Source organism: Sphingomonas sp., assembly GCF_035910975.1.
GTDB lineage: Bacteria > Pseudomonadota > Alphaproteobacteria > Sphingomonadales > Sphingomonadaceae > Sphingomonas.
In genome coordinates this window covers 35,988-60,546 of sequence record NZ_JAMHWM010000005.1, presented here as the reverse complement: position 1 = coordinate 60,546, position 24,559 = coordinate 35,988, and the positions used below count along the sequence as shown (strand labels likewise).

Below are 24,559 nucleotides of genomic sequence, written 5' to 3'. Positions count from 1 at the left end.
TAGTGCACGCACCTTGAAGTTTCGCCTGGCGAAATCGCCGGTGCTGGCGCTGCGTGGGTGAATCATTACCAATCCGACGAAAGCTAGGCATCTGCCGCGACCCGTTCAGCGCGCGACGAGGGGCGTTAGGAGGGGCCGGCGTCGGAACGACAAAAACCAGAAAATATCAATTAATACAGTGTGATACTGTATTTCTTATAAAGGGGGGAAGATAATTATGCGGGATTTCGCCACGGTTCGCCATCTCCTGGCGTCGAGCACTGCGCTTTCCGCTATCGCGCTCTCCTTCTGCGCTCCGGCAGCTGCTCAGGATGCGTTGCCGTCACCGCAGAGTCCGACGAGCGGGGCTCAGGCTTCGCAAGAGGGCGCGGCTGAAACTCGAGACGTCGTCGTCACCGGCAGTCGCATCGTGCGCGATGGATTTCAGTCGCCGACGCCGGTCACGGTGCTGTCGGAAGAGGAAATTCAGAATACATCACCGACAAACAACATCGCCAACCTGATGGATCAGATGCCGGTTATCGCGGGCTCCTTTACCCCGGACAGCGCGCTGATCGACTTTTCGAGCGGTACCGCGGGCGTTTATGCGCTCAATCTCCGAAATCTTGGTCCCGGCCGCACGCTGGTGCTGCTTGACGGTCGCCGCACGGTCAGTTCCACGGTATCAGGGTTTACCGACATCAACACCATCCCTCAAGGTTTGGTCAGGCGTGTCGAAACAGTCACCGGGGGCGCGTCGGCGGCTTATGGCTCGGACGCGGTGGCCGGTGTCGTCAATTTCATCATGAACAAGAAATATACCGGTGTGAAAATTACCGCCGATACCGGTATCACTACCTATGGAGACGGTTTCAATTATTCAGGAAGCTTCACCGCGGGCACATCCTTCGCCGGGGGGCGGGGGCACGTCATGGTTGATGCCGATTTCAGGCACAATGACGGCATATTCGAGATTACCCGCAAGTGGAACCAGCTGGGCTATGCCGCGATCCAGGATCCAAACTGGACCGCGACCAGTACGACGCCGCAATTTCTTGTCCGGCGCCAGGTTGGCGCGACGCAATTGCTGCCAGGCAGCCTGGTGGGTTCGTCCACAGGTGGAGGAACGAACAAGCTCCGTGGCATTTACTTCGGGCCTGGCGGCGAACTGCTTCGCTACAATTATGGCGATCTGACGTTCCCGGCCGTGAGCGGTACTCCCGTGCCGCAGTTCACGCAGGGAGGCGACTGGCAACTGGCCGACAACTGGCGTCGACGCGGCCTGTCGCCGGACGATGATCGCTATGGAGCGTTCGGCCGCGTCAGCTTTGAGGTCGCCAACGATTTCACTCTCTTCGCTGAAGCGTCCTACAATGTTTACAAGGGGCATTACGTATCCGCGCCACAGCAGATCAACAATATCACGATCAACGTCACTGGCTGTGGTGCGGCGGTGACGCGGGAAACGGCACCCGTCACCTGCAACGCTTTCGCATACAACGCCTTCGGCCGGGAGCTGCTCAACGGCGTCACCAGCATCAACGTGGGTTCGACCCAGGGTGACTTGCCCCTCCGGCAGATGAAAAACGAGCGCGAGGTTCAGCGCTATCTGATTGGGGCGGAGGGGCGTTTCGAGGCGTTCGGCAAGCCTGCGCAATGGGATATCTCGGCGCAATACGGCCGTTCAGACGTCCGATCGCAGCTCATCAACATCATGCACAATTCGCGTATATCGCGAGCGAGGACTGCCGCGTTCGCCCGAGCCGGCAACCCCGGCGGGTATGCGGTCGGTTCGATCCAGTGCCAGGTCAATGTCGATACCAATCTGACCAATGACGATCCCAGTTGTGTCCCTTTCAACATACTCGGAACCGGCGTTAACAGTAACCTGGACGCGGTTGTCGGCTATGTGCTGGGTAATCCGTACCGGCTCGAGGTGCTTGAGCAGAAGGCCGCCTCGGCCAATCTGTCGCTGACCCCGTTTCGCACCTGGGCGGGCGACGTGAGCATTGCGATCGGCGGTGAATGGCGTGAGGAGCAGATTTCAGGCTTCGTGCCGGCGGAGTTCCAGCCGGTCGTCACCGCAACCGGAACGACCAATGCTTGGTCGGTGGGCAATTACCAGCCGACGACGGGGCGATACAACGTCAAGGAAGGGTATTTCGAAACCGTCGTTCCGCTTTTGTCCGGTTTGGAGGTGAATGGCGCGGTCCGGGCCACCGATTATTCGTCCGCCGGCTATGTCACGACATGGAAGGCGGGGGGGACCTGGCAGCCGATCCCCGACTTCCGCGTTCGCGTGACCCGCTCGCGCGACATCCGTGCGCCTAATCTCAACGAACTCTATCAGGAGGGTACGGCCGGAAGCGATACGGTTGCGAACCCGGCCTACACCCCCGATGGCGCAAACGGCCCGGCGAGGATCGGCTATTCGCAGCTCACTGTCGGCAACCCAAACCTGGTTGTGGAAACGGCCGATCAGTGGAACGTCGGCGCAGTGTTTCAGCCGCGCTTCCTGCCGGGCGTGCAGGGCTCGATCGACTATTACCGGATCAATCTGCAGGGCAGGATCAGCAGCCTGGGTCCGCAGAGCATGGTGGACCTTTGCCATCTCGGCAATCAGGATATCTGCCAATCCATCACGGTTGATCCTTCACGTTCGAGCCCGGGCGTTCCTTATTACCAAATCCTGCTCCGGCCGTTCAATGCCGAGATGCAGGACCTGCGCGGCATCGATTTCGAGCTGCTGTATCGCCTGCGGCTGCGGGATGTGTTCGATAATGGACGCGGAAACCTCACGCTGCGCGGATTTGCGACACGCTATATCCAGAATCTGGTCATTAGCGGCATTCCCGAAGCGCTTGACCGGAATACGGTCGGGGTGAATGGCAGCCGGGCCGGCACGCCGACATGGCGATTCCGTGCCAGCGCGACGTATGACAATCCGGATCTTTCGGTATCGCTCGTAGCGCGCGGCGTGAGTGCGGGCGTTTTCAGGGAGACGGCGATCGAGTGCCAGACCAATTGTCCTCTCTCGACGACGAATGCACCCACCTATGACAACAATCGCGTGTCCGGGATTTTCTACACCGATCTGAACGTCACGAAGAAGTTTAAGATGGGGCGCTCGCGAACGGAGATGTTCCTGAACGTAACCAATTTGTTCGATCGCTGGCCGATGCTGGTTCCGGCAGGGGGCTATGGTGCCAATCCGGTCTATTCGGACGTTCGCGGACGGTCGTTCCGGTTCGGCGTGCGGTTCCACACCAAGTGATCGCCCGGGCGGGCCCCTGCGCGGGCCCGCCCCTTGGTACGACCGCGCAACGCCGCGCGGGGGCATTGCCGGAGTAACCTTTCGTCGAAGGGATAACATCATGCGTCCATCAATGCTGATTGCGGTTGCCGCCGTCGTGACGGGTGCCGCAGTTGCCCCCGTCGTCGCCCAGAAGCCCAAAGCGGAAGCGGTCGCCTTCCTGAGCGCGGATCAGACAACCCAGCTGCGCGGCTATCTGTTCAAGCCCGGCAAGATTGGCGCGGCGATGCCTGCCGTGGTCATAATGCACGGGATAGGAGGCGCCTATTCGCCGGAGGCGAAAGGAAAGTACGATGCCACGACGCTCTCGCTCCAGTACAAGAACTGGATCGACCTGCTGTTGAAGAACGGCTTCGTCGTTCTGATGGTCGATGATTACGGCCCGGTGGGATACCCGGCGGGACTTGCCGGAGTTGCGGCGGCAGACCGGCCGCCCGCGTCAGATCCGGTTGATGCGCGCCCGTTGCATTCATTTGGGGCTCTCCGCTATCTTCAGTCGCGCAACGATGTTGCGTCAGGCCGCGTCGGGCTGATTGGCTGGCAACTGGGCGGAAGCGCGGTCCTGGCCGCGATGCGTGACAATCGGTCTGCGGCTGGCGGATCCGGTTTCGCGGCGGGCGTGGCGGTATACCCGAGCTGCAGCCGTCTGGTCGGAACGCAATACAAGGCCAGTGGCCCCGGCCCGGTTCGCATTTTCATGGGGGATGCCGACAAGGTGTTGTCGGTCAAGGACTGCGCGACTCTCGCGGCGAATGGCAAGGCCTCGGGAAGTGATATCGAATTGCGCACTTTTGAGGGAGCAGGCCACAATTACGCATCGCTCGCCGGCGCGATCCGATCGGTCCCGGCCAATGCCAAAGCGGATGCCGCGACACGCAGCGAGGTCATCACCTTATTTTCGACGGCGCTCAAGAACTAGGGCCGATCGACATTGAGGCCAGACGCAGCCGAAGATGGCGGCTTTGCGTGACCAGAAGCGCGCGGAGCCGCCATTCGCAGGCGGAAATACCCTGAATGCCGATCGGTCACGGAGCGCGCCATTTGGGGGCGCTCGCGCCAGCTCCGATGGTCGTGAGGATGACGAACGGATCGACCGCTTCGCCGCAGATGGACGATCGGATGCCGCATGATGTCAAAAAAAGGAACGCTCAGATGCGGATGCTGCGTGTCGCAGGAATAGCTTTCGCACTTGTCGCCACCGGCCCGGCCCGGGCGCAGGGTCACGGCTGGACGCGCGCCTGGACTGCGAGTCTCTGGCAAGGGACGAATGATCAGGTCCAGACGGTCGAGGGCGTGACCATCCGGTCGCTGGTGCGGATTGGCGCCGGAGGAGAGCGATTGCGCCTGAGACTCGGCAATGATCATAGCGCTGTGGCTGTGCGGATCGGGGCGGCCACCATTAGACGTGCCAATGGTCAAGTAGCGCATGTGACTTTTGGCGGAGCCGTGACGGCGCGGATCGAAGCGCGGGCGCCGCTCGTCAGCGACCCCGTCGCGCTGCCGGTATCCGCATTCGAGCTGGTGGAAGTAGCGCTGTACCTGCCCGACCGCACGACATTGACCACCGTCCACGCGGCCGGCGGATCACCGACCGCAGTGTCGCCACCCGGCGACCATAGCGCGATGCGGTTCGACGCGGTCTGAAGCTTTGCTTTTCGACCACTGATCGCCGGCATTGATGTTCATGGCAGGCAAGCGCGACCGGTGGTGGTCGCTTACGGGGACTCGATCACGGATGCCAGTTCGTGCGCTGAGGATGCTCCCGTCCAATGCCGCTGGGGTGACGTGCTTGGGCGCCGCTTCGCACAGGCGGCGATGCCGCATGTCGTGGTCACGCAGGCGATTGGCGGTAATCGCCTGTTGAACCGCGGCAGGGGCCCGAGTGCGCTCGAACGTTTCGACCGCGACGTGCTGGCCGTGCCAGGCGTCAGTCATGTCCTGTTGCTCGAAGGGGTCAATGACTTGGCCGGGATCGGTCCGGACAATCCCATCGGAGCTGAAGATCTGATCGCGGGATATCGGCAGATCGTCGCGCGCGCGCGCGAACATCATCTGAAGATATTCATCTCTCCCATTTTGCCATGGAAGAACTCGTCACGTCATACTGCCGAGCGCGAAGAGGTACGCCTTGCGGTCAATAACTGGATTCGAACGAGCGGAGCGTTCGACGCTGTGATCGAATTTGACAGGGTTGTCGCGGACCCCGCCGACCCATCACAGATCGCCGCTCGATACAACACCGGCGACAGTCTGCATCCAAATGCAGACGGCAAGATCGCGATGGCGAACGCGATCGATCTCGGGCTGTTTCGTGATGCGCCGCGCCACACGTATCAAGCGAATATGACCGGCTGCGAGAAATCCGCGACTTCGCCGACCAACGCACACATCTCGTCAACCAGAGGCCGGGTATCGCCCCGGCGCCATTGAAACGAATAGGCAAAGGGCGACAGCAGGCTTTCGGTTTCCAGCCGGCGCAACTGCCCCTTCTGTTCCAAGCGGTCGGCCCAGCCGGCCGGTACGATGCCGACGCCCACTGCCAGCGTCAACATTCCCACGATCGCGCCCCAGTTGTTGCAGGTCAGCCGTTCGGCGCGGGTGATGTGATGCGCCATCAGCCAGTCATCGATCAGCCGGGTCGTGCCGGCCTGTGCCGGCAACGCGACAAGCGGGATACCGCGATCGAGCAAGGCGCTGCACGAGCTTCCTTCATTGGCAAGCGACGGGGCCGCCATCCACAGGAATTGCGCTTCGACGATCGGCTGCGAAAGGATGGTCGCTCGGGACGAGCGGCCGGCGACGACGATGAAATCGAGTTCGCCCTGGTCCAGCCGTTCCTCCAGCCTCGCCCCGACATCGATGCTCGTTTCCATAAGCAGTCTCGGATGGCGAAGCCGCGCCGTGGCGACCAGTCGGGGGAGCCAGCTCATCGCGGCGAGTTCACCGACACCCAAGGCACAGTGCCCGGCGAGCAGTGATTTGTCACCCGTTGCCGAGGATCGCAAATCCGCCGCGAGATCGAGTATTCCCAGCGACTTATCCAAGATATTATGACCTGCGGCAGAGAGTGTTGCCTTATGGCCCGACCGATCGAACAGCGGCACGCCAAGGGAGGCCTCCAGCTCTGCGATCCGTTTCGACAGCGACGATATCGACAGGTTCAACCGTTGGGCGGCCGTCGCGAAGCTTGCGCAGGTGGCGGCCCAGTAAAAAGCTTCGAGTTGCTTCAGTGTCACGTTACATTCTGTTCGATAAAATCGAACATTATGGTAGAGAATATTTCTCTTTTACGCAACTGCGTCCTCTGTCTTTCATGGTGCAATGGCGCCGGTGAATGTCCCGCGTGACCGGAGGGGTTGATGATAGCGGGACGTGTTGCGATCGTCGGAGGCGGGATCAACGGGCTGGCGATCGCCCGGCAACTGCTCGCCAACCACCCCAATCTGTCGGTCACGGTCTTCGAGAAGGAGGCCGAAGTCGCGCTGCACCAGTCGAGTCACAATTCCGGCGTCGTCCACGCCGGGCTCTATTACGAGCCCGGCAGCCTGAAGGCCCGGTTCTGCGCGCGGGGCCGCGAACTGCTCCGGGAATATTGCATCGACCGGGGGCTGCCCTACGACGAATGCGGCAAGCTGGTGGTCGCGCTCACCGAGGACGAATTGCCGCGGCTGGAGGCCATTTTCGCCAGGGCGCGGGCGAACGGGGTTCCGGGTATCCGCTTAATCGGCGCCGACGAAATCCGCGAGATCGAGCCGCATTGTCGCGGGCTGCGGGCGCTGCATTCGCCGCAGACCGCGATCGTCAGCTATCGCAGGGTCGCGGAGGAGTTCGCCCGCGAGATCGCGGCGGCGGGCGGCGAAATCCGCCTGGGCGTGACGGTCGCGCGCCTCATCGAAAGCGCCGACGGCGTGGTCCTGGAGGGCGCGGATGGCCCGCTGCCCGACGCCCGGTTCGATCAGGTCGTCGCCTGTGCCGGCCTGCAATCCGACCGCCTTGCCAGCCGCAGCGGGCAAACGGCCGAGCCCAGGATCGTTCCCTTCTTCGGCCAATATTATGTCGTCGACTCCGCTTTTCGCGGTCATGTGCGCGGACTGATCTATCCTGTCCCCGATCCGAAATTTCCGTTCCTGGGCGTGCATTTCACCAAGCGGATCGACGGCGAGATGACGATCGGCCCCAACGCTTTCATCTCGCTTGGCCGCGAAAACTACTCCGGGCGTGACGTCAGCATCCGCGACGTAAGAGATTTCCTGCTCTATCCCGCATTCTGGCGTTTCGCATCGCGAAATATCCCGGCCACCCTTCGCGAGCTGCGGACGGTAATATCCGCCAATGCCTTCGTCCGGGATGCCGCGAAATATGTTCCCTCGCTCAGGAACGTGCCCGTATCGCCCGCGGTCCGCGGAATCCGCGCCCAGGCGATGACCGCTGACGGCAAGCTCGTGGATGACTTCGTCATCCAGCGCCGGGGCCGCGTCACCCATCTGCGCAACGCCCCGTCGCCCGGCGCCACATCGTCGATGGCGATCGCCGAGCATATCGCGCGCGAAATCCTGGATGTCGGCGGCGCCACGTTTCTCCAGCGGGGGGAAGCGGCATGACGCCTCCCGCTGCTGTCCCGGCCCTGGAAACTGCGGAGCAGGCCCGCACCCGCACCCGCAAGGTTGCGGCCGCGACGATCGTCGGATCGATGCTCGAATGGTATGATTTCTACCTCTACGCCACCATGGCATCGATCGTCTTCGGCCGCATCTTCTTCGACAATTCGGATCCCGAAAGCGCGACGCTGGCCGCCTTCGCGACCTTCGCGATCGGGTTCGTGGCGCGGCCGCTCGGCGGGATATTCTTCGGCTATGTCGGCGACCGGTTCGGTCGGCGCAGGATGCTCGTCTGGACGTTCAGCCTGATGGGCATCTGCACCGCGGCGATCGGCCTGATCCCCAGCTATGCGACGATCGGGATCTGGGCGCCGGTGCTGCTCGTCGCCTTCCGCATCGTGCAGGGGCTGGGTGCCGGCGCCGAGCTGGCCGGGGCCGCGGTGACGGCCTATGAACATGCCGCTAGCGATCGCCGGGGCCGCCAGGGCGCCTGGCCGGCGCTCGGGCTCAACCTCGGCCTGCTGCTGTCGTCGCTCACCGTCTATCTGCTGACGCTGGGAGGCGACGAGTTCCTGCTGGCCGGCGGCTGGCGTATCCCGTTCATCCTCAGCTTCGCGCTCGTGTTTCTCGGCCTGTGGGTGCGGCGGAGCCTGCCGGAGACGCCGCAATATCACGCGATCGATGTGGCGCATGCGCCCAAGACGCCGTTCCGGACGCTGCTGTCGACCAATATGAAGGGTCTGTTCGTCGTCTTCCTGGTCGCGATCGGCTACAACGCGATCAGCTATATCTTCAAGACCTTCTCGCTGGCCTATCTGACGCAGTTCAAGGGCGTGCCGGCGAGCACCACGGCGTTCGCCGTCACGCTGGCCAGCCTGGTCGCGATCGTCGCGGTGCCGGTGTTCGGCTGGCTGTGCGACCGCTTCAGCAGCAAGGCGGTGCTCGCGACCGGCGGCATCGTCGCGGCGACATTCGCCTATCCGTTCATGGCGCTGCTCGGCACCGGTCAGGCGACATCGGTTTATCTCGCGATCGTGATCGGCACCGGACTGATCGCGCCGATGATGTTCGCGCCGCAAGGCTCTTTCCTCAGCCGCCAGTTTTCGGTCGAATCCCGCTCGACGGGCGTCGGCACCGGGCGCGAGATAGGCACCGCGATCGCCGGCGGCCTGGCGCCGCTATGGGCGTTGACCATGGTCGCGCGTTCGCCCGATCATTCGACCACCGGTGTCGTCGCCATTCTCGCGGTGTCGGCCTTCATCGTCGTCGCCGCCGCACTCGCCGACCAGGGGGCTCGGTTCAGCCGCGCCAGAAACTGAGCAAGGGAGCAGGAGCCATGAGGATAACGCTATTGATCGGCGCGGCGATGGCAGCGGCCATCCCGGCCGCATCGCAGGCCCAGTCCGCCGAGATCGATCGCGTGCGGGCTGCGATCAGGAGTCCAGGCTCCGACAAGGGGCCCGGATGCCTCGCCGGAGGATTCCGGGACGGCAAGCCGCTGTTCATGGTGTCGGAAGGGCTGGCGGACATCGCGACCGGTCGGCAGCTCGACGGCGACAGTCGCATCTACGCCGGGTCGATGTCGAAACAGTTCACCGCGCTGGCGATCGCCCAGCTCGTCGCGGCGGGGCGGATCTCGCTCGACGACGACGTCCGCAAATATATCCCGGAGATGCCGGCCTATGAGGTGCCGGTGACGCTCGGCATGATGATGCATCATTCGTCGGGCATCAAGGATTGGCTGATCATCGCGCGCTGGGCGGGGCTGTCCGATTTCTCGCGTATCACCAAGGAGGAAGCCCTTGGCCTGTTAACCCGGCAGCGCGCCACCAATTTCACGCCGGGAACCGATTACGCCTATTCGAACGGCGGCTATCTGCTGATGGCGGAGGTTGTCGAGCGCGTCACGGGCCAAAGCTTCGTCGACTATACGCGCGACCATATCTTCAAGAAGCTTGGGATGACCCACAGCTTCTTCCTGAACGGGGCCCAGGAAATCCCCAACCTCGCCAACGGCTATGAGGTCGACGGTGAAAAATTCACCGTGCTGAACAACTTTCCGGTGATCAGCGGATCGGGCGGGCTGATCACCACGATGAACGACTTCGCCAAGTACGAACAGGACATCGAACTCGGCCACAAGGTCTGGACCCCAGCCGTCAGCAAGATCATGCTCGACACGGCCAGATACTCCAGCGGCGAGACGCTGACGAGCAGCCCGGGCGGCATGTCCTATGGTGGCGGACTGGCGATCGGCAAGCGGCGCGGCCAGTTCTTCGTTCAGCATGGCGGCACGTCCGACACTTTCGTCAATCTATATGCACGCATGCCGGAACGGCGTTTCAGCGTCATGGTGTTCTGCAATCGCAGCGACGGCGATCCTGTCACGAAGACCGACGCGGTAATAAGGATCGTCCAGGGCGACATCTTCATACCGGACGCCCCCTACCGGATCGGCCGGTTCAGATCCGACGAGCTCGGCGTAGCCTACGATGTCACCAGGGTCGGCACCCGCATTGTCGCGACCATCGCCGACAGTGGCCTCAACACGAATTTGAAATCCATAACCTTCTCGCCGTCATCGGACGGGTCACTGCGCGCGCTGGGCGCGACGCTGACGTTCAGCGACGGATATCGAAAATTTACGTTGCAGCATGTCCGCAAGAGCTTCGCGACGTTCGTCCGGATCGGGGACGCCCCCGGTTCGTAAGTCGCCCCACCTTCCTCCAAACTGATCTGTCAGGATGCATATGCGCCAAGGCCTTGCAGCTGCCCTTCTCGTCGGTCTCGCCCCGCCGGCGATCGGCCAGATACCGTCGACCGGCGTCATCGAGGTTCCTTCGGGGGTCGTGGTCGATGGCGTCCCCCCCCTGCCGGCCGCCCTGGCAGAGGCGATGCGATCCTATACGGGCGGCAACAGGACGTCGGCATCGACGGAGACCCGCTACCCGTCGCCGACCGGTGACATCATGATCATTCAGAAGGACGCCGACGGCGACGAGCTTTATCAGCTCTACGCCTTGCAGAACGGCCGGCTGACCCGCCTCACCGACGGCAAGGCCTACAACCTGTTCGGCGGCTTCTCCAGCGACGGCCGGCTGATCGCCTTCACCTCGGCCAAGCGCAACGGCATCGATCCCGACTTCTATGTCATGGACCCCCGCGACCCGGCCAGCGCGCGTCTGGTCGCGGCGGTGGACGGCGGAAGCTGGGAATTCGAGTGTTTCCGGCCCGGGGACACCCATGCGATCGTCGCCAACTATACCAGTTACGAAAACCGGGATCTCTACGATCTCGATATCACGACCGGAAAGCTGACGCCGCTCGCCCGGCCAGGCCGCGACGTGTTGTTCGTTGCGCCGCGGATAACCTCCACAGGAACCTTGTGGGTGTTGTCGGATGACGGATCGGACGTCCTGCGGCTGGGTACGCTGCGCGCCGGCAGTTTCTCGCCCGTGACACCCGAGCACAAATGGCCGGTCGAGGCCTACCGGTTCGTTCCTGGCGGGCGCATCGCCTATGTCGTCAACGAGGGGGGGGCGAGCAAGTTGCATCTACTCGACCTGAAGACTCGCCAGCGGCGTAGCGCCACCTTGCCCGTCGGCATCATCCGCGGATTGGCGGTGCGCGGCGACAAGATCACGTTCAACCTCAGCGGCGCACAATTGTCCGGCGGCACGTTCTCGGTCGATCCCGATACGATGGCGGTGACCCGCACCGGCGGCACCGACCGCCATCGCAACGCTCCGGCAGAGCTGGTGACGATCCGAAGCTTCGACGGGGAACCGGTCTCGGGCTTTCTGTATCGCCCCGACCCCGCTCGCTTTCCGGGCAAGCGGCCGCTGCTCGTTCACATCCATGGCGGGCCGGTATCGCAGTCGCGGCCCGGAGATCGCGGGATCGCCAACTATTACACCAATGAACTGGGGGTCGCCATGTTCTACCCGAACGTGCGCGGATCGGAAGGCTATGGCCGGCGCTTTCGCACCCTCGACAATGGTCCGTGGAAACGGGAGGACGCGGTGAAGGACATCGGTGCCTTCCTCGACCATTTTTCCGCGGATGCGGCGATCGACGTGGCCCGTATCGGCGTACAGGGCCCCAGCTACGGCGGATACATGTGCTATGCCTCGGCGATCCATTACGGAGCGCGGCTGAAGGGAGCCTATTGCTACGTCGCGGTGGCCGAGCTGGCCCGCGACAAATCGGGCCTGTCCCGCCGGAGCCGGTCCCGCGCGGAATATGGCGATGAGCGCGATCCGAAGCAGCGGGCGAAACTACTGGCAATCTCGCCGCTGACCAATGCGGCACGATTGCGAATTCCATTGCTGGTGATGGACGGCGGCGAGGATCCGCGCGTTCCGGCGGCTCAGGGCGAGTTGATGACGAAGGCGGTTCGCGCGGCCGGCGGCGACGTCTGGCGGGTCCTGGCCCGCGACGAGGGGCACGGGGTCTATTTCTCCAGGACCGAGAACCGCAACTTCCAGGCCTATGTCGCGCTCGACTTCTGGCAACGACACCTGCTGCGATAGCGGTGATTGTCCGCTGGCGTGACAGGCGCCCTCTCTCCTTCAACCGCATCGAGAACCGCACATGCTGATGCCGAAGAACGATAGCTCCAGCAGCCCGAAACGGATCCTAACCGCATTCCTGCTCGCATCGCTTGTCGCGATGCCTGCGGCATCGCATGGCGCGAATCCGGCTCGCCCGGATGGCGGTTCCATTTCACCCCCGGCGTCCGAACGCGCCGCCATACCAAAGCCTCCGGCAATCATTGCCGAAGGGATACCGCCGTTGCCCGTCAGCCTGGTCGCCGCGCTTCGCCCCTACACGGAAAGCCGCAGCGCGGCGCCGGTCGCATGGCACCCGGAGACGAGGGCGCTGATCGTCGCGACGCGCTTCGCCAGCGCAAGCCAGTTGCACAGCGTCACCGGCCCCTTGATGGACCGACGGCAAATCACCTTCGAGCCGGATACGACGAACAGCCTGCGCTATTCCCCCTCCGGCGATATCGCGATCGTGCAGAAAGACACCGATGGGGACGAATTCTATCAGCTTTACACGCTGAGGGACGGGCGGCTGACGCCGCTGACGGATGGTGGCCGAAACCGAAACGAGATCGGTGGCTTCTCGAGCGACGGTACGCTCATCGGCTACACGTCGACGAAACGTAACGGCGCCGACAGCGACTTCTACGTTATGAACCCGCGGGATTCCGCCAGCGCGCGCATGGTGGCGGCGATGCCAGGCGGGAGCTGGCGATTCGTGGGTTTTCGCGCCGGCAATACGCACGCCGTTGTTTCGAACTTTCGCTCGACACAGGAAAGCGATCTTTACGACCTTGATCTGGCGACAGGAAAGTTGCTTCCGCTCGCACCCACGGGACGCCGCATTCTGTTCAGCGGCCCCAAGATCGCGGCGGACGGATCCTTGTGGGTGTTATCGAACGAACAGTCCGACGTGCTGCGGCTCGGCATGCTCAAGAACGGAGTCTTCACTCCGGCAAGCCCTGCATCGGGTTGGGACATCAAGGAATTCGAATTCGTCGGCGAGCGCAGGATCGCCTATATCGTGAACGAGGCCGGGGTGAGCCGGCTGAACCTGCTGGATCTGGAAACGCGCGAGTTGCGAACCGCGTCCATACCGGTCGGCGTTGCGAGCAAGCTGACGATTGCGCCTTGGGGAGCGATAGCCTTCTCGCTCAGCGGCCCGAAGGTGCCGGGCGATGTATTCGTAGCCGATCCGTCCACATTGGAAGTGACCCGCTGGACCGCGAGCGAAACGGGGGGGATCGACCCCTCCGGCAACGCCGATGCCGAACTGGTAACGGTGAAGAGTTTCGATGGCGAACCCGTTTCCGGTTTTCTGTTTCGGCCGGATCCAACCCGGTTTCCGGGCAAGCGTCCGCTGATCGTCGACATTCATGGCGGGCCGGAATCACAGTCGCTGCCCAGTTATCGCGGCGTCGCGAACTATTATGTCAACGAACTGGGCATCGCGATCTTTTATCCCAACGTCCGCGGGTCGGGGGGCTTCGGCAAACGGTTCCTCACCCTCGACAATGGCCCATGGAAGCGCGAGGACGCGGTGAAGGATATCGGAGCGTTCCTCGACCGCTTCTCTGCGGATACCGCGATCGACGCCGGCCGCGTAGGTGTTCAGGGTGCCAGCTATGGCGGCTATATGTGCTATGCTTCGGCCATTCGCTACGGGGATCGGCTGAAGGGTGCCAACTGCATCGTCGCGATCTCGAACTTCGTGACCTTTCTCCAGAATACCGAAAGCTACCGTCGCGATCGGCGCCGGGCTGAATATGGCGACGAACGCGAGTCCGGGCAGCGCGCCAGGCTGCTCGAGATATCGCCGTTGACCAGCGTGTCGCGCCTCAAGACCCCGCTGCTGGTGATAGCCGGCGGCAACGATCCCCGCGTTCCGCCGAGCGAGGCCGAGCAGATGGTCAAGGCGGTACGAGCGAGCGGTGGCGAACCATGGTATCTCGTGGCTGCTGACGAGGGGCATGATGTCTATTTCGCGAAAAAGGAAAATCGCGATTTCCAGCACTATACCACCCTGAATTTCTGGCAGAAGTATTTGCTAGGAGTGACGGAATAACTGTTACACGAATCGTGTTATTCCAATTTACCGACATGGCCGTCGCCGTTTAAATTGCAATATTCGAAAGTTCACGCATGCATAGATCATCCACCGGAAGCCGTTATCGCGCCGGGAGGCGCTGTCTGTTCGCGTTGCCGGCAATGGCCCTGCTCGTCGCCTCGCCTGCTACGGCACAGCAATCCGCACAGCTCCTTCAGGGCACTGGTGACAAAGGGGGACGAATAGACTGCGTTTGCGTAACCTTTGAAAGCATCGACCATACCCCCTGCCCTTGTGGAGAGAGTTGGAGAGAGGAGTGGAGCGATGCCAATGCATCGTGACCGACGATCGACGCCGCCCTGGGCCGAGATCCGCCGGCCGCTCCGCAATTAATGCGGCCTGACCCTAACGCCCCGCACGGAAAACCGACACCACCTCAACTGGCGATCGCAAAGAGTTTGAGGTACGATCGAACATGGACTGTTTCGGCGACGGCCGACATGCAAAACCTCGTGAAGTCACCGCCTCGTCTCACGCCGTCCACTGAACGTCATGATCCTTCGCCGGTATTTTGGCGGAATAGGTTCCGACCGGTCGCAACGGCCACCCGCTTGCCATAAGGGCATCCGCATGCCCCCCGCCGACCGCATCCTGCCCGCCCTCGCGTACCGCCTCGTGTCGGTGGTGGCGTTCGCGACGATGGGGGCGCTCATCAAGCTCGCGGAGACGCGCGGGGCGGGGCTGGTCGAGCTGCTGTTCTTTCGCCAGGCGGGGTCGATCCCCGTGGTCGTCGCCTGGGTCGCGCTGGGGCCGGGTGTCGCCACGCTCGCGACGCGGCGGATCGGCGCGCATGCCCTGCGCTGCGCTGTAGGGCTGTCGAGCATGACCTTCATGTTCTCGACATTGCTGCTGCTGCCGCTGGCCGAGGCGACGACGCTGCAGTTCACCGTCCCGATCTTCGCGACGATCCTCGGCGCGCTGGTGCTGCGCGAGGCGACCGGCGTACACCGTTGGGGCGCGGTCATGCTCGGCTTCGCCGGGGTGTTGATCGTCACCCAGCCGGGCAGCGGCCACATCCCGCTGGCGGGCGCGCTCACCGGCCTCGTCGCCGCCTTCCTGTCGGCGAGTGTTTCGATCCTCATCCGCCGCATGGGATCGAGCGAGCCGCCGGCCACGATCGTCTTCTATTTCGCGCTGCTGTCGATGGTGCCGCTGCTGCCCGCCTTCCTGTGGACGATGGGCAGCCATGATGCCGGCACCTGGGCGATGCTGGTCGGCATCGGCCTGATTGGCGCGGTCGGCCAACTGGCGATGACCACCGCGCTCAGCCTCGGGCCCGTGTCGGTCGTCGTGCCGATGGATTATTCGGGGCTGATCTGGGCGACGCTCTACGGCTGGGCGTTGTTCGGCGTGCTGCCCGATGGCTGGACGTGGGTCGGCGCGCCGATCATCATCCTGTCAGGCCTGTACATCGTCTGGCGCGAGCACCGCCTGTCACGCGGCATCGCCCGCAGCGCTCCCGCCGTCAGCGACTGACCCGGCTGCGCTGCGCCTGGTCGAGCAGCCGTTCCGCGGGCCAGGATCGGCGGGGCGATGAGAGGCACTGCGGCGGGCCTCGCCGCACAGTCCGCCGGTCGCCCGCGCCGGACTATTCCGCCGCTTCGGCCGCCGGCGCGTCTTTCCACACCAGAACCGGTTTCCGCGCCGCCAGCGTCTCGTCGAGGCGGCGGCGGGGCGCGAAATGGGGGGCTGACTTGAGCGACGGATCGCCGTTCTTTGCGCGCGCGGCGACTGATTTCAGCGCGCCGATGAACTGGTCCAGCGCGGCCTTGCTCTCGGTCTCGGTCGGCTCGACCAGCATCGCGCCGTGGACGACCAGCGGGAAATACACCGTCATCGGGTGATAGCCCTCGTCGATCAGCCCCTTGGCGATGTCGAGCGTCGAGAAACCTTCCGCCAGCCCGCGATCGGAGAAGATCGCCTCGTGCATGCACGGCCCCGATCCGGCGAACGGCGCGTCGAGCACGCCTTCCAGCGCGCGGAGGACATAGTTGGCGTTGAGCACCGCGTCCTCCGCCACCTGCTTCAGCCCGTCCGCGCCGTGGCTGAGGATGTACGCCAGCGCGCGGGTGAACATGCCCATCTGGCCGTGGAACGCGGTCATCCGGCCGAAGCTGTCGGGATGGTCGTCGCCCGCCGTCTCCTCCTCGACCAGTTGGATATGGCCGTCGCCATGGCGGGCGGTGAACGGCAGTGGGCCGAACGGCGCCAGCGCCTCCGACAGCACCACCGGCCCCGATCCCGGACCGCCGCCGCCGTGCGGGGTGGAAAAGGTCTTGTGCAGGTTGATGTGCATCGCATCGACGCCCAGATCGCCCGGCCGCACGCGGCCGACGATCGCGTTGAAGTTCGCGCCGTCGCAATAGACATAGCCGCCGGCGGCATGGACCGCGTCCGATATCTCCTTCAAGTCGCGCTCGAACAGCCCGCACGTGTTGGGGTTGGTAATCATCACCGCGGCGACGTCCGGCCCCAGCCGGCCTTTCAGCGCCGCGGTATCGACGCGGCCGTCGGGGGTGGCGGGGATGTCCTCCACGCTGAAGCCGGCGAAGGCTGCGGTGGCGGGATTGGTGCCGTGCGCGCTTTCGGGCACCAGGATGACCTTGCGGTGGCCCTCCCCACGCTTCTCCAGCGCGGCCTTGATGCACAATATGCCGCACAACTCGCCATGCGCGCCCGCCTTGGGGCTCATCGCGACGCCGTGCATGCCGGTCAGGTCGAGCAGCCAGAAGGCGAGCTCGTTGATGACGCCCAGCGCCCCCTGCACGGTATCGACCGGCTGGAGCGGGTGGACGTCGGCGAAGCCCGGCATCCTCGCGACCCGCTCGTTCAGGCGCGGGTTGTGCTTCATCGTGCAGCTGCCGAGCGGGAACAGCCCCAGGTCGATCGCGTAGTTCTGGCGGCTGAGGCGGGTGTAGTGGCGCACCGTTTCCGGCTCCGACAGGCCGGGCAGGCCGATCGGGGCGGTCCGCGCCAGGCCGCCGAGACGATCCGTCGCGGCGGGGGCGGGGGGCAGGTCGATGCCGGTGGTGGCGGTCGATCCGATCTCGAAGATCGTCGCTTCCTCCAGCATCAGCGCGCGGTTGCCGGTGAAGGTCGCTGCCGCCGGCGTATCGTCGGCGATCATTTCGGGACGCCAGCCCGACTGGTTGATCGTGCTCATGCCAGCACCTCCTCAAGCGCGGCGGCAAGCGTCGCGACGTCCTCCGGCGTGGTCGTTTCGGTCACCGCTACGACCAGGCCGTTCTCCAGATCGGCGACGCCGGGATAGAGCCGGCCGAGCGACACGCCGGCCAGGATACCGCGATCGGCGAGCGTGCGCACGACCGGCCGCGCCTCCCGCGACAGGCGCAGGGTGAATTCGTTGAAGAAGGCCGGCGTCACCAGTTCGACCCCCGGCACCTTCGCCAGCCTGTCCGCCGCCGCGCTGGCGCCGGCATGGTTGAGCCGGGCCAATCCACGCAACCCCGCCTCGCCGAGCAGGGTCATGTGGATCGAGAAGGCCAGCGCACACAGCCCCGAGTTGGTGCAGATGTTGCTGGTCGCCTTCTCGCGGCGGATATGCTGCTCGCGCGTCGACAGCGTCAGCACGAATCCGCGCTTGCCGTCGGCGTCGACGGTCTCGCCGCACAGCCGCCCCGGCATCTGGCGGACGTATTTCTCCTTGCAGCCGAACAGGCCGACGTACGGCCCACCGAATTGCAGGCCGACGCCGATCGACTGGCCCTCGCCGACGACGATGTCGGCGTCCATTTCCCCCGGCGAGCGGATCGCGCCCAGCGCCACCGGCTCGGTCACCACCGCGATCAGCAGCGCCTTCCTGGCATGGCACGCATCGGCCAGCGGAGTCAGGTCGGCGATGCGGCCGAGGATGTCGGGGTACTGGACGACGACGCAGCTGGTATCGTCGTCGATGCTCGCGATCAGCGCGTCGATATCGGTCTCTGCGGTCAGCGCCGGCAGCGAGGTTTCCAGCACGTCGCCGGTGTATTTCGCCATCGTCTTCGCGACCGAGACATAGTGTGGGTGCAGCCCTCCCGACAGGATCGCCTTGGCCCGCTTCGTCACGCGCCGCGCCATGGTGACGGCTTCCCAGCAGGCGGTCGATCCGTCGTACATCGAGGCGTTGGCCACATCGGTGCCGAGCAGGCGGGCGACCTGCGTCTGGAACTCGAACAGCATCTGCAACGTGCCCTGCGCGATTTCCGGCTGATAGGGCGTGTAGGCGGTCAGGAATTCGCCGCGCTGGATCAGGTGATCGACGCTGGCCGGAACATGATGGCGGTAGGCGCCGCAGCCGAGGAAGAACGGCATGTCGCCCGCCACCATGTTCTTCCGCGCCAGCGCGGCCATGTGGCGCTCGACCGCCAGTTCGGACGCATGGCCCGGCAGGCCCGCGATCGGCCCGGTCAGGCGGGCGTCGGCGGGGACATCGACGAACAAGTCGTCGATCGACGATGCACCGATCGCGGCGAGCATGTCGGCGCGGTCGGTATCGGTCAGGGGAAGGTAGCGCATGACGACTTCCTAAGGCGTCACCCCAGCGCACGCTGGGGTCTCATGCCGCGATTCGAATACTTGCGGCACGAGATGCCAGCGTTCACTGGCATGACGGATTTTGATTTACAGGCTCGCGACGAACGCCTTGTAGGCGTCGGCGTCCATCAGGCCGTCGAGCGCGCCGGTGTCGGCCAGCGTCAGCCTGAAGAACCAGCCCTCGCCCTCGGGATCGGTGTTGACCAGGTCGGGCTGGTCGGCGAGCGCCGCATTGCCCTCCACGACGGTGCCCGCGACCGGGGCATAGACGTCGGATGCCGCCTTGACGCTTTCCACCACCGCGGCGTCATCGCCCTTGGCCAGCGTGCGGCCGGCGTCGGGCACCTCGACGAACACGATGTCGCCAAGCTGGCTCTGGGCATAGTCGGTGATGCCGACGGTGCCGGTCTGGCCGTCGACATCGATCCATTCATGGTCCTGCGTGAAATAGCGCATGTCAGGCTCCCTTGCGGACGTAATTATGGGGGACGAACGGCATCGGCGCGACCGTCGCCCGATGCAGCTTGCCGCGCTGGGCAAGCGTGATTTCGGTGCCCGGCGCGGCCATGGCGGCGGGGACATAGGCCATCGCGATCGGCGCGCCGACGCTGGGCGCGAAGCCGCCGGAGGTGACCTTGCCGACCTCGCTGCCCTCCGCATCGACCACCATCGCGCCTTCGCGCACCGGCTGGCGCCCCTCGACGAGCAGGCCGACGCGCTTCACGATCGGTCCATCGGCACGCTCGGCCATGATGCGCGCGTGGCCGGGGTAGCCACCCTCCTCGCGCCGACGCTTGGCAGCGACCGCGAAGCCCAGCGACGCCATCACCGGCGTCGTCTCGGGATCGAGATCATGGCCGTAGAGCGGCAAATCCGCCTCCAGCCGCAGCGAATCGCGCGCGCCCAGGCCGATCGGCTTCACTTCGGGCTCGCCGGTCAGCAGGTCGGCGATGCGTTCGGCCGCATCGGCGGGCAGCGAGATTTCGAAGCCGTCCTCGCCGGTGTAGCCTGAACGGCTGATCCACACCTCGACGCCGGCCAATACGAACTTGCCGCCAATCATGAAGTACAGCGCGTCGAGCGGATAGTCGCCCGTCACATGGCGCTTCAGCACGTCGAACGCCTTCGGTCCCTGCAGCGCCAGCAGCGCGCGGTCCTCAAGGTGATTGAGCGTGATGTGATCGGGCAGGTGTTCGCGCAGATGGGCGATATCGTCCCACTTGGTCGCGCCGTTGACGACCATGTAGATGCCGCCCGGCCAGCGCGAGATCATCAGATCGTCGAGGATGCCGCCGTTTTCGGCCAGCAGCAGCGAGTATTTCTGCTGGCCCAGCGCCACGCCCTTCACGTCTGCCGGGATCAGCGCCTCCAGGGCGTCGTCCAGCCCGTCGCCGGACAGGAACAATTGCCCCATGTGGCTGACGTCGAACAGCCCGGCGTTCTCGCGCACCCACAGATGCTCGGCCATAATCCCTTCGAACTGGACGGGCATCCAGTAGCCGGCGAACTCGACCATCCGGCCGCCTTTCGCGCGGTGCCAGGCATCAAGCGGCAGGGTCTGCGTCTCGGGGGTCTCGGCGGGGGTATCGTCGTCGCTCATCACGGGCCTTCCAGACAGAGTCACGCGACGGACCCGCGCGGCACGCGGCAAGGTCCATCGCCCCCTCTGTCACGGAAACCTGAGAGCTTTCGCCCGCGCCGCGCGCGAGCTTACCCCTTCGGTGGCCCCGCCTGCGCGGGACGCTTTCCAGAGTGTCGGGCCACGCGCGGTCCCTTGTGCCTGAGAGATTCCGGGGCGGTTGCTCCTTCGGCGGTCCCGGTTTCCCGGAGCTCTCTCCCGCGCGTACCGCGAGCCGGTTGCCCGGCCCTCGACATGGAGCGAGCCTTGGCCGCGTGTCCGGACCAAGTCAATTGCGGACTCGGCACCTGTGCCGAATCAGGCGTCGGCCCAGCGCCGCAGCAGGTTGTGATAGACACCGGTCAGCTCCACCGCCGCGCGGTGGCCCTGGCCCAGTTCGCCGCCGACGCGCTGCACCGCGCGGTCGAGGTCGAACAGGATCGCGCGCTCGTCACCGCCGCGCACCATCGACTGCAGCCAGAAGAAGCTGGCGAGCCGCGCGCCGCGCGTCACCGGCTCGACGCGGTGGACGCTGGTGGACGGATAGAGGATCGCGCTGCCCGCGCCCAGCTTGACGCGGCGCTCGCCCGACGGCTCCTCGACCACCAGTTCGCCGCCGTCATAGCTGTCGGGATCGGACAGGAACACGGTGCACGACAGGTCGGATCGGATGCGAAAATCGCTGCCGCGCTGCATGCGGATGGCGTTATCGACGTGCGCGCCGAATGCCTCGCCACCCTCATAGCGGTTGAACAGCGGCGGGAAGACCTTGAGCGGCAGCGCGGCGGCGACGAACAGCGGCGATCGGCCCAGCGCGTCGAGGACGATCCCGCCAGCCTCGCGCGCGGCCGGTGTCCCTTCCGCCAGCTGGTGGTTGCGCTTGGCGAGCGCCGACTGCGCGCCCGAAGTCGCGTTGCCGTCGATCCAGTCGCCGCCGTCGAGCACCGCGCGAAGGCGGGCTAGGGTCGCGGCGTCGAGCAGGTCGGGGATCGGCAACATCATCGGCGGAATGCCCTTCCTATGCCTTCGCCAGCGCGTCGGCGATCAGCGTGCGGCTGTTCGCGATGCCGTACAGTTTGATGAAGCTGCCCATGCGCGGCCCCTGGCTCGACCCGAGCAGCGTCTCGTACAGCGCCCTGAACCAGTCGCGCAGCTCGGCGAAGCCGCCAAGATCGCCAAACTCACTCTTGCCGATTTCGTAGACGATGTTCTGGATGTCCTCGGCCGGCGCGTCCTCGCCCAGCGCGGCGAGTTCGGCGTCGAGGCGTGCGAGCGCCGCCACCTCGATCCCCTCCGGCGCGCGGCGAACCAGCGTCGGCGCGACGAAATCGCGGGCATAGGCCAGCGCATGGCCGATCAGCCGGTCGAGATCGGGCTGGCTATCGGGCGTCGCGTCAGGGATGTAGTTGGCCAGATAGCCCCACACCTGTTCCTTGGTCGCCTCGCCCATCACGCCGACCAGGTTGAGCAGCAGGCCGAAGGTGACAGGCAGGCCACCCTCGGGCAGCTTGCCGTCGTGGATGTGGTGGACGGGGTTGCCCAGCTTCTGCTTCAGGTCCTGACCCGGATAATTGCCGCGGAACTGCCAATATTCGTCCACCGCGCGCGGGATCACGCCCATGTGCAGCTGCTTGGCGCGCTTCGGCTCGCGGTAGATGTAGAAGGCGAGCGATTCCTCCGGCCCATAGGTCAGCCACTGGTCGAGGCTGAGGCCGTTGCCCTTGGACTTGGAGATCTTCTCGCCCTTCTCGTCGAGGAACATCTCGTAGTTGAAGCCCTCGGGCGGGCGGCCGCCAAGCACGCGGGCGATCTTCGACGACTGGACGACCGAATCGATCAGGTCCTTGCCCGCCATCTCGTAATCGACGCCCAGCGCGACCCAGCGCATCGCCCAGTCGACCTTCCACTGCAGCTTGGAAAGGCCGCCCAGCGCCGACTGCACGATCCGTTCGCCGTCGCTGTCGGTGAAGGCGATCATGCCGGCCTCGGCATCGATCACCTCGACCGGCACCTGCAGGACGACGCCGGTCTTCGGGCTGATCGGCAGGACGGGCGAATAGGTCGCGCGGCGTTCCTCGCGCAGCGTCGGCAGCATCACCGCCTGGATCGCATCGAACTGGCGCAGCACGGTGCGCAGCGCATCGTCGAACTTCCCGCTCGCATAGTAATCGGTCGACGACGCGAATTCATAGTCGAACCCGAAGCGGTCGAGGAAGTCGCGCAACATCGCATTGTTGTGCGCGGCGAAGCTGTCGAACTTGCCGAACGGGTCGGGAATGCGCGTCAGCGGCCGGCCGAGATGCTCCGTCAGCATCTCCTTGTTCGGCACATTGTCGGGCACCTTGCGCAGCCCGTCCATGTCGTCGCTGAACGCGATCAGCCGCGTCGGCCGGTCGCTCAGCGCATGGAAGGCGTTGCGCACCATCGTCGTGCGCAGCACTTCGTTGAAGGTGCCGATGTGCGGCAGGCCCGACGGGCCATAGCCGGTCTCGAACAGGATCGGTGCACCGTCCGGCTTCCCGTTCGGCCAGCGCGCGAGCAGCTTGCGCGCCTCCTCATAGGGCCAGGCCTTGGAGTCGAGGGCGGCGGAACGGAGATCGCTGTCGGTCATGATGGCCGACCCCGTAGCGAAGGGGCGTCGCGCGCGCCAGCCGCCGCGATCCTATCCCTTCAGCGCGTCGACGATGCGGCGCACGTCCTGGCTGCGCCCGCGCGGCAGGATCAATATGTCGTCGCCGCTCGCCACCACGATCAGGTCGCTTACCCCGACCAGCGCGACGCGCGCGCCGTCGCTGCGGACCAGGCAGTTCTTCGTATCGATCGCGATCACGTCTCCGGCATGGGCGTTGCCGGCCTCGTCGTGCGCGCTGATCGCGTGGAGCGCGTCCCAGCTGCCGACGTCGTTCCAGCCCATCGCCACCGGCACCACCGCGACGCGGTGCGCCTTTTCCATCACGGCATAGTCGATCGAATCGGACGGAGAGGCGGCGAACGCCTCGGGGTCGGGCCAGACGAAGTTCTCGTCGCGCCGGGCCTTGTCCATCGCCGCAACCGCTGCCGCGGCCATCTCCGGCGCCTCGCGCGCCAGCACTTCCAGATAGCGGTCGGCACGGAACAGGAAGATGCCGCCGTTCCAGGCATGCCCGCCCTCGGCCAGCATCGCCTCGGCGCGGTCGCGCGGCGGCTTTTCGATGAAGCGATCGACGTGGTGGACGCCGTCGGCCAGCGGCGCGCCGACCTTGATCCAGCCATAGCCGGTCTCCGGCGCGTCGGGGGTGATGCCGAACGTGACCAGCCAGCCGTCGGCGACCAGCGGCAGTGCGGCCTCGATCGCTGTATGAAAGGCGGAAATGTCGGCGATGGCGTGGTCGCTCGGCATCACCAGCAGCGGATCGGCCCCGCCGCCCGCCGCCAGTGCGGCGAGCGCGATCGCCGGCGCGGTGTTGCGTCCGAAGGGTTCCAGGATGATCGCCGCCGGCGCGATGCCGACCTCCGCCATCTGCGCCGCCACCGCGTCGGCGTGGCCAGCGCTGGCCACCACGATCGGCGCGGCAAAGCGGTCGCCCGTCGCACGGCGCGCCGTCACCTGCAGCATCGTCGCCGCGTCTGTCAGCGGCAGGAACTGCTTGGGGCGTTCGGGCCGCGACATCGGCCACAGCCGCGTGCCGGCGCCGCCGGACAGGATGACGGGCACGATCGGCCGCGCGTCGGACATGGGCGGTGAGTCTCCGGATTCAGCGTTCAGGGTCACTGTGGGGCAGGTTGCCCCTGTGCGCCACAACGCATGTTCTCGGCCCGATTTCCGGCCCGTTCAGCATTTCTTCGCCATTTTGCGCGACAGCGGGACCGTGTCGGAAGATT

The 24,559-nt window shown here is 65.0% G+C and carries 18 protein-coding genes and 1 riboswitch; of the genes, 10 read left to right on the top strand and 8 right to left on the bottom strand.

Translation table 11 applies throughout. The features are described 5' to 3' along the window. Positions 1 to 217: 217 nt before the first annotated feature. The 4 genes from VYI76_RS00315 (at position 218) to VYI76_RS00300 (ending at position 5,722) form a co-directional block, all read left to right on the top strand. Positions 218 to 3,253: a TonB-dependent receptor plug domain-containing protein gene (locus VYI76_RS00315; protein WP_326522777.1), complete on the top strand. Its 3,036-nt coding sequence runs from the start codon at positions 218 to 220 to the stop codon at positions 3,251 to 3,253. 112 nt (positions 3,254 to 3,365) lie between these two features. Next, a complete protein-coding gene (locus VYI76_RS00310; protein WP_326522776.1) occupies positions 3,366 to 4,211 on the top strand; it encodes a dienelactone hydrolase family protein in 846 nt (281 codons plus the stop codon). A 158-nt stretch (positions 4,212 to 4,369) separates the two neighbouring features. Further along, positions 4,370 to 4,936: a hypothetical protein gene (locus VYI76_RS00305; RefSeq protein WP_326522775.1), complete on the top strand. Its 567-nt coding sequence runs from the start codon at positions 4,370 to 4,372 to the stop codon at positions 4,934 to 4,936. Between the two features lie 60 nt (positions 4,937 to 4,996). Further along, positions 4,997 to 5,722 (top strand): SGNH/GDSL hydrolase family protein, encoded by a 726-nt coding sequence (locus tag VYI76_RS00300; RefSeq protein WP_326522774.1) that lies wholly within the window; start codon positions 4,997 to 4,999, stop codon positions 5,720 to 5,722. On the opposite strand, the gene VYI76_RS00295 is transcribed toward VYI76_RS00300, so the two are convergent. Beyond that, positions 5,626 to 6,528 carry a LysR family transcriptional regulator gene (locus VYI76_RS00295; protein WP_326522773.1) on the bottom strand — a complete coding sequence of 301 codons (903 nt, stop codon included), beginning with the start codon at positions 6,526 to 6,528 and terminating at the stop codon, positions 5,626 to 5,628. The two genes, VYI76_RS00300 and VYI76_RS00295, sit on opposite strands and share 97 nt — an antisense overlap. 123 nt (positions 6,529 to 6,651) lie before the next feature. Between VYI76_RS00295 and lhgO the strand changes: the two genes are divergently transcribed. The 6 genes from lhgO to VYI76_RS00265 all read left to right on the top strand — a co-directional run bounded on the left by lhgO (position 6,652) and on the right by VYI76_RS00265 (position 16,020). Further along, positions 6,652 to 7,893, top strand: a complete 1,242-nt coding sequence (gene lhgO, locus VYI76_RS00290; protein WP_326522772.1) for an L-2-hydroxyglutarate oxidase — start codon at positions 6,652 to 6,654, stop codon at positions 7,891 to 7,893. After that, positions 7,890 to 9,209 (top strand): MFS transporter, encoded by a 1,320-nt coding sequence (locus VYI76_RS00285; RefSeq protein ID WP_326522771.1) that lies wholly within the window; start codon positions 7,890 to 7,892, stop codon positions 9,207 to 9,209. The genes lhgO and VYI76_RS00285 overlap by 4 nt, the downstream gene beginning before the upstream one ends. A 17-nt stretch (positions 9,210 to 9,226) precedes the next feature. Then, the gene (locus VYI76_RS00280) at positions 9,227 to 10,600 is read left to right on the top strand and encodes a serine hydrolase domain-containing protein (protein ID WP_326522770.1); all 1,374 of its coding nucleotides are present in this window, start codon (positions 9,227 to 9,229) and stop codon (positions 10,598 to 10,600) included. A 40-nt stretch (positions 10,601 to 10,640) separates the two neighbouring features. Continuing rightward, complete coding sequence (locus VYI76_RS00275; RefSeq protein WP_326522769.1) at positions 10,641 to 12,422, top strand: S9 family peptidase; 1,782 nt, start codon at positions 10,641 to 10,643, stop codon at positions 12,420 to 12,422. A 61-nt stretch (positions 12,423 to 12,483) separates the two neighbouring features. Beyond that, complete coding sequence (locus VYI76_RS00270) at positions 12,484 to 14,502, top strand: S9 family peptidase (RefSeq protein ID WP_326522768.1); 2,019 nt, start codon at positions 12,484 to 12,486, stop codon at positions 14,500 to 14,502. 612 nt (positions 14,503 to 15,114) lie between these two features. Next, entirely contained in the window at positions 15,115 to 16,020 is a 906-nt protein-coding gene (locus VYI76_RS00265) for a DMT family transporter (RefSeq protein WP_326522767.1), read from the top strand. A 112-nt stretch (positions 16,021 to 16,132) separates the two neighbouring features. On the opposite strand, the gene gcvPB is transcribed toward VYI76_RS00265, so the two are convergent. The 7 genes from gcvPB to VYI76_RS00230 form a co-directional block, all read right to left on the bottom strand. Then, positions 16,133 to 17,707, bottom strand: a complete 1,575-nt coding sequence (gene gcvPB / locus VYI76_RS00260) for an aminomethyl-transferring glycine dehydrogenase subunit GcvPB (protein WP_326522766.1) — start codon at positions 17,705 to 17,707, stop codon at positions 16,133 to 16,135. After that, positions 17,704 to 19,062 (bottom strand): aminomethyl-transferring glycine dehydrogenase subunit GcvPA, encoded by a 1,359-nt coding sequence (gcvPA, locus tag VYI76_RS00255; RefSeq protein WP_326522765.1) that lies wholly within the window; start codon positions 19,060 to 19,062, stop codon positions 17,704 to 17,706. The genes gcvPB and gcvPA overlap by 4 nt, the downstream gene beginning before the upstream one ends. Positions 19,063 to 19,167: 105 nt before the next feature. Then, entirely contained in the window at positions 19,168 to 19,536 is a 369-nt protein-coding gene (gene gcvH / locus VYI76_RS00250) for a glycine cleavage system protein GcvH (protein ID WP_326522764.1), read from the bottom strand. 1 nt (position 19,537) lies between these two features. Further along, entirely contained in the window at positions 19,538 to 20,680 is a 1,143-nt protein-coding gene (gene gcvT, locus VYI76_RS00245; protein WP_326522763.1) for a glycine cleavage system aminomethyltransferase GcvT, read from the bottom strand. A 157-nt stretch (positions 20,681 to 20,837) separates the two neighbouring features. Next, positions 20,838 to 20,930: riboswitch (glycine riboswitch) on the bottom strand. Positions 20,931 to 21,016: 86 nt separating this feature from the next. Beyond that, the gene (locus VYI76_RS00240; RefSeq protein ID WP_326522762.1) at positions 21,017 to 21,700 is read right to left on the bottom strand and encodes a Fe2+-dependent dioxygenase; all 684 of its coding nucleotides are present in this window, start codon (positions 21,698 to 21,700) and stop codon (positions 21,017 to 21,019) included. A gap of 16 nt (positions 21,701 to 21,716) precedes the next feature. Beyond that, positions 21,717 to 23,309, bottom strand: a complete 1,593-nt coding sequence (locus VYI76_RS00235; RefSeq protein WP_326522761.1) for a lysine--tRNA ligase — start codon at positions 23,307 to 23,309, stop codon at positions 21,717 to 21,719. Between the two features lie 51 nt (positions 23,310 to 23,360). After that, positions 23,361 to 24,413, bottom strand: a complete 1,053-nt coding sequence (locus VYI76_RS00230) for a mannose-1-phosphate guanylyltransferase/mannose-6-phosphate isomerase (protein ID WP_326522760.1) — start codon at positions 24,411 to 24,413, stop codon at positions 23,361 to 23,363. Between the last annotated feature and the right edge of the window lie 146 nt (positions 24,414 to 24,559).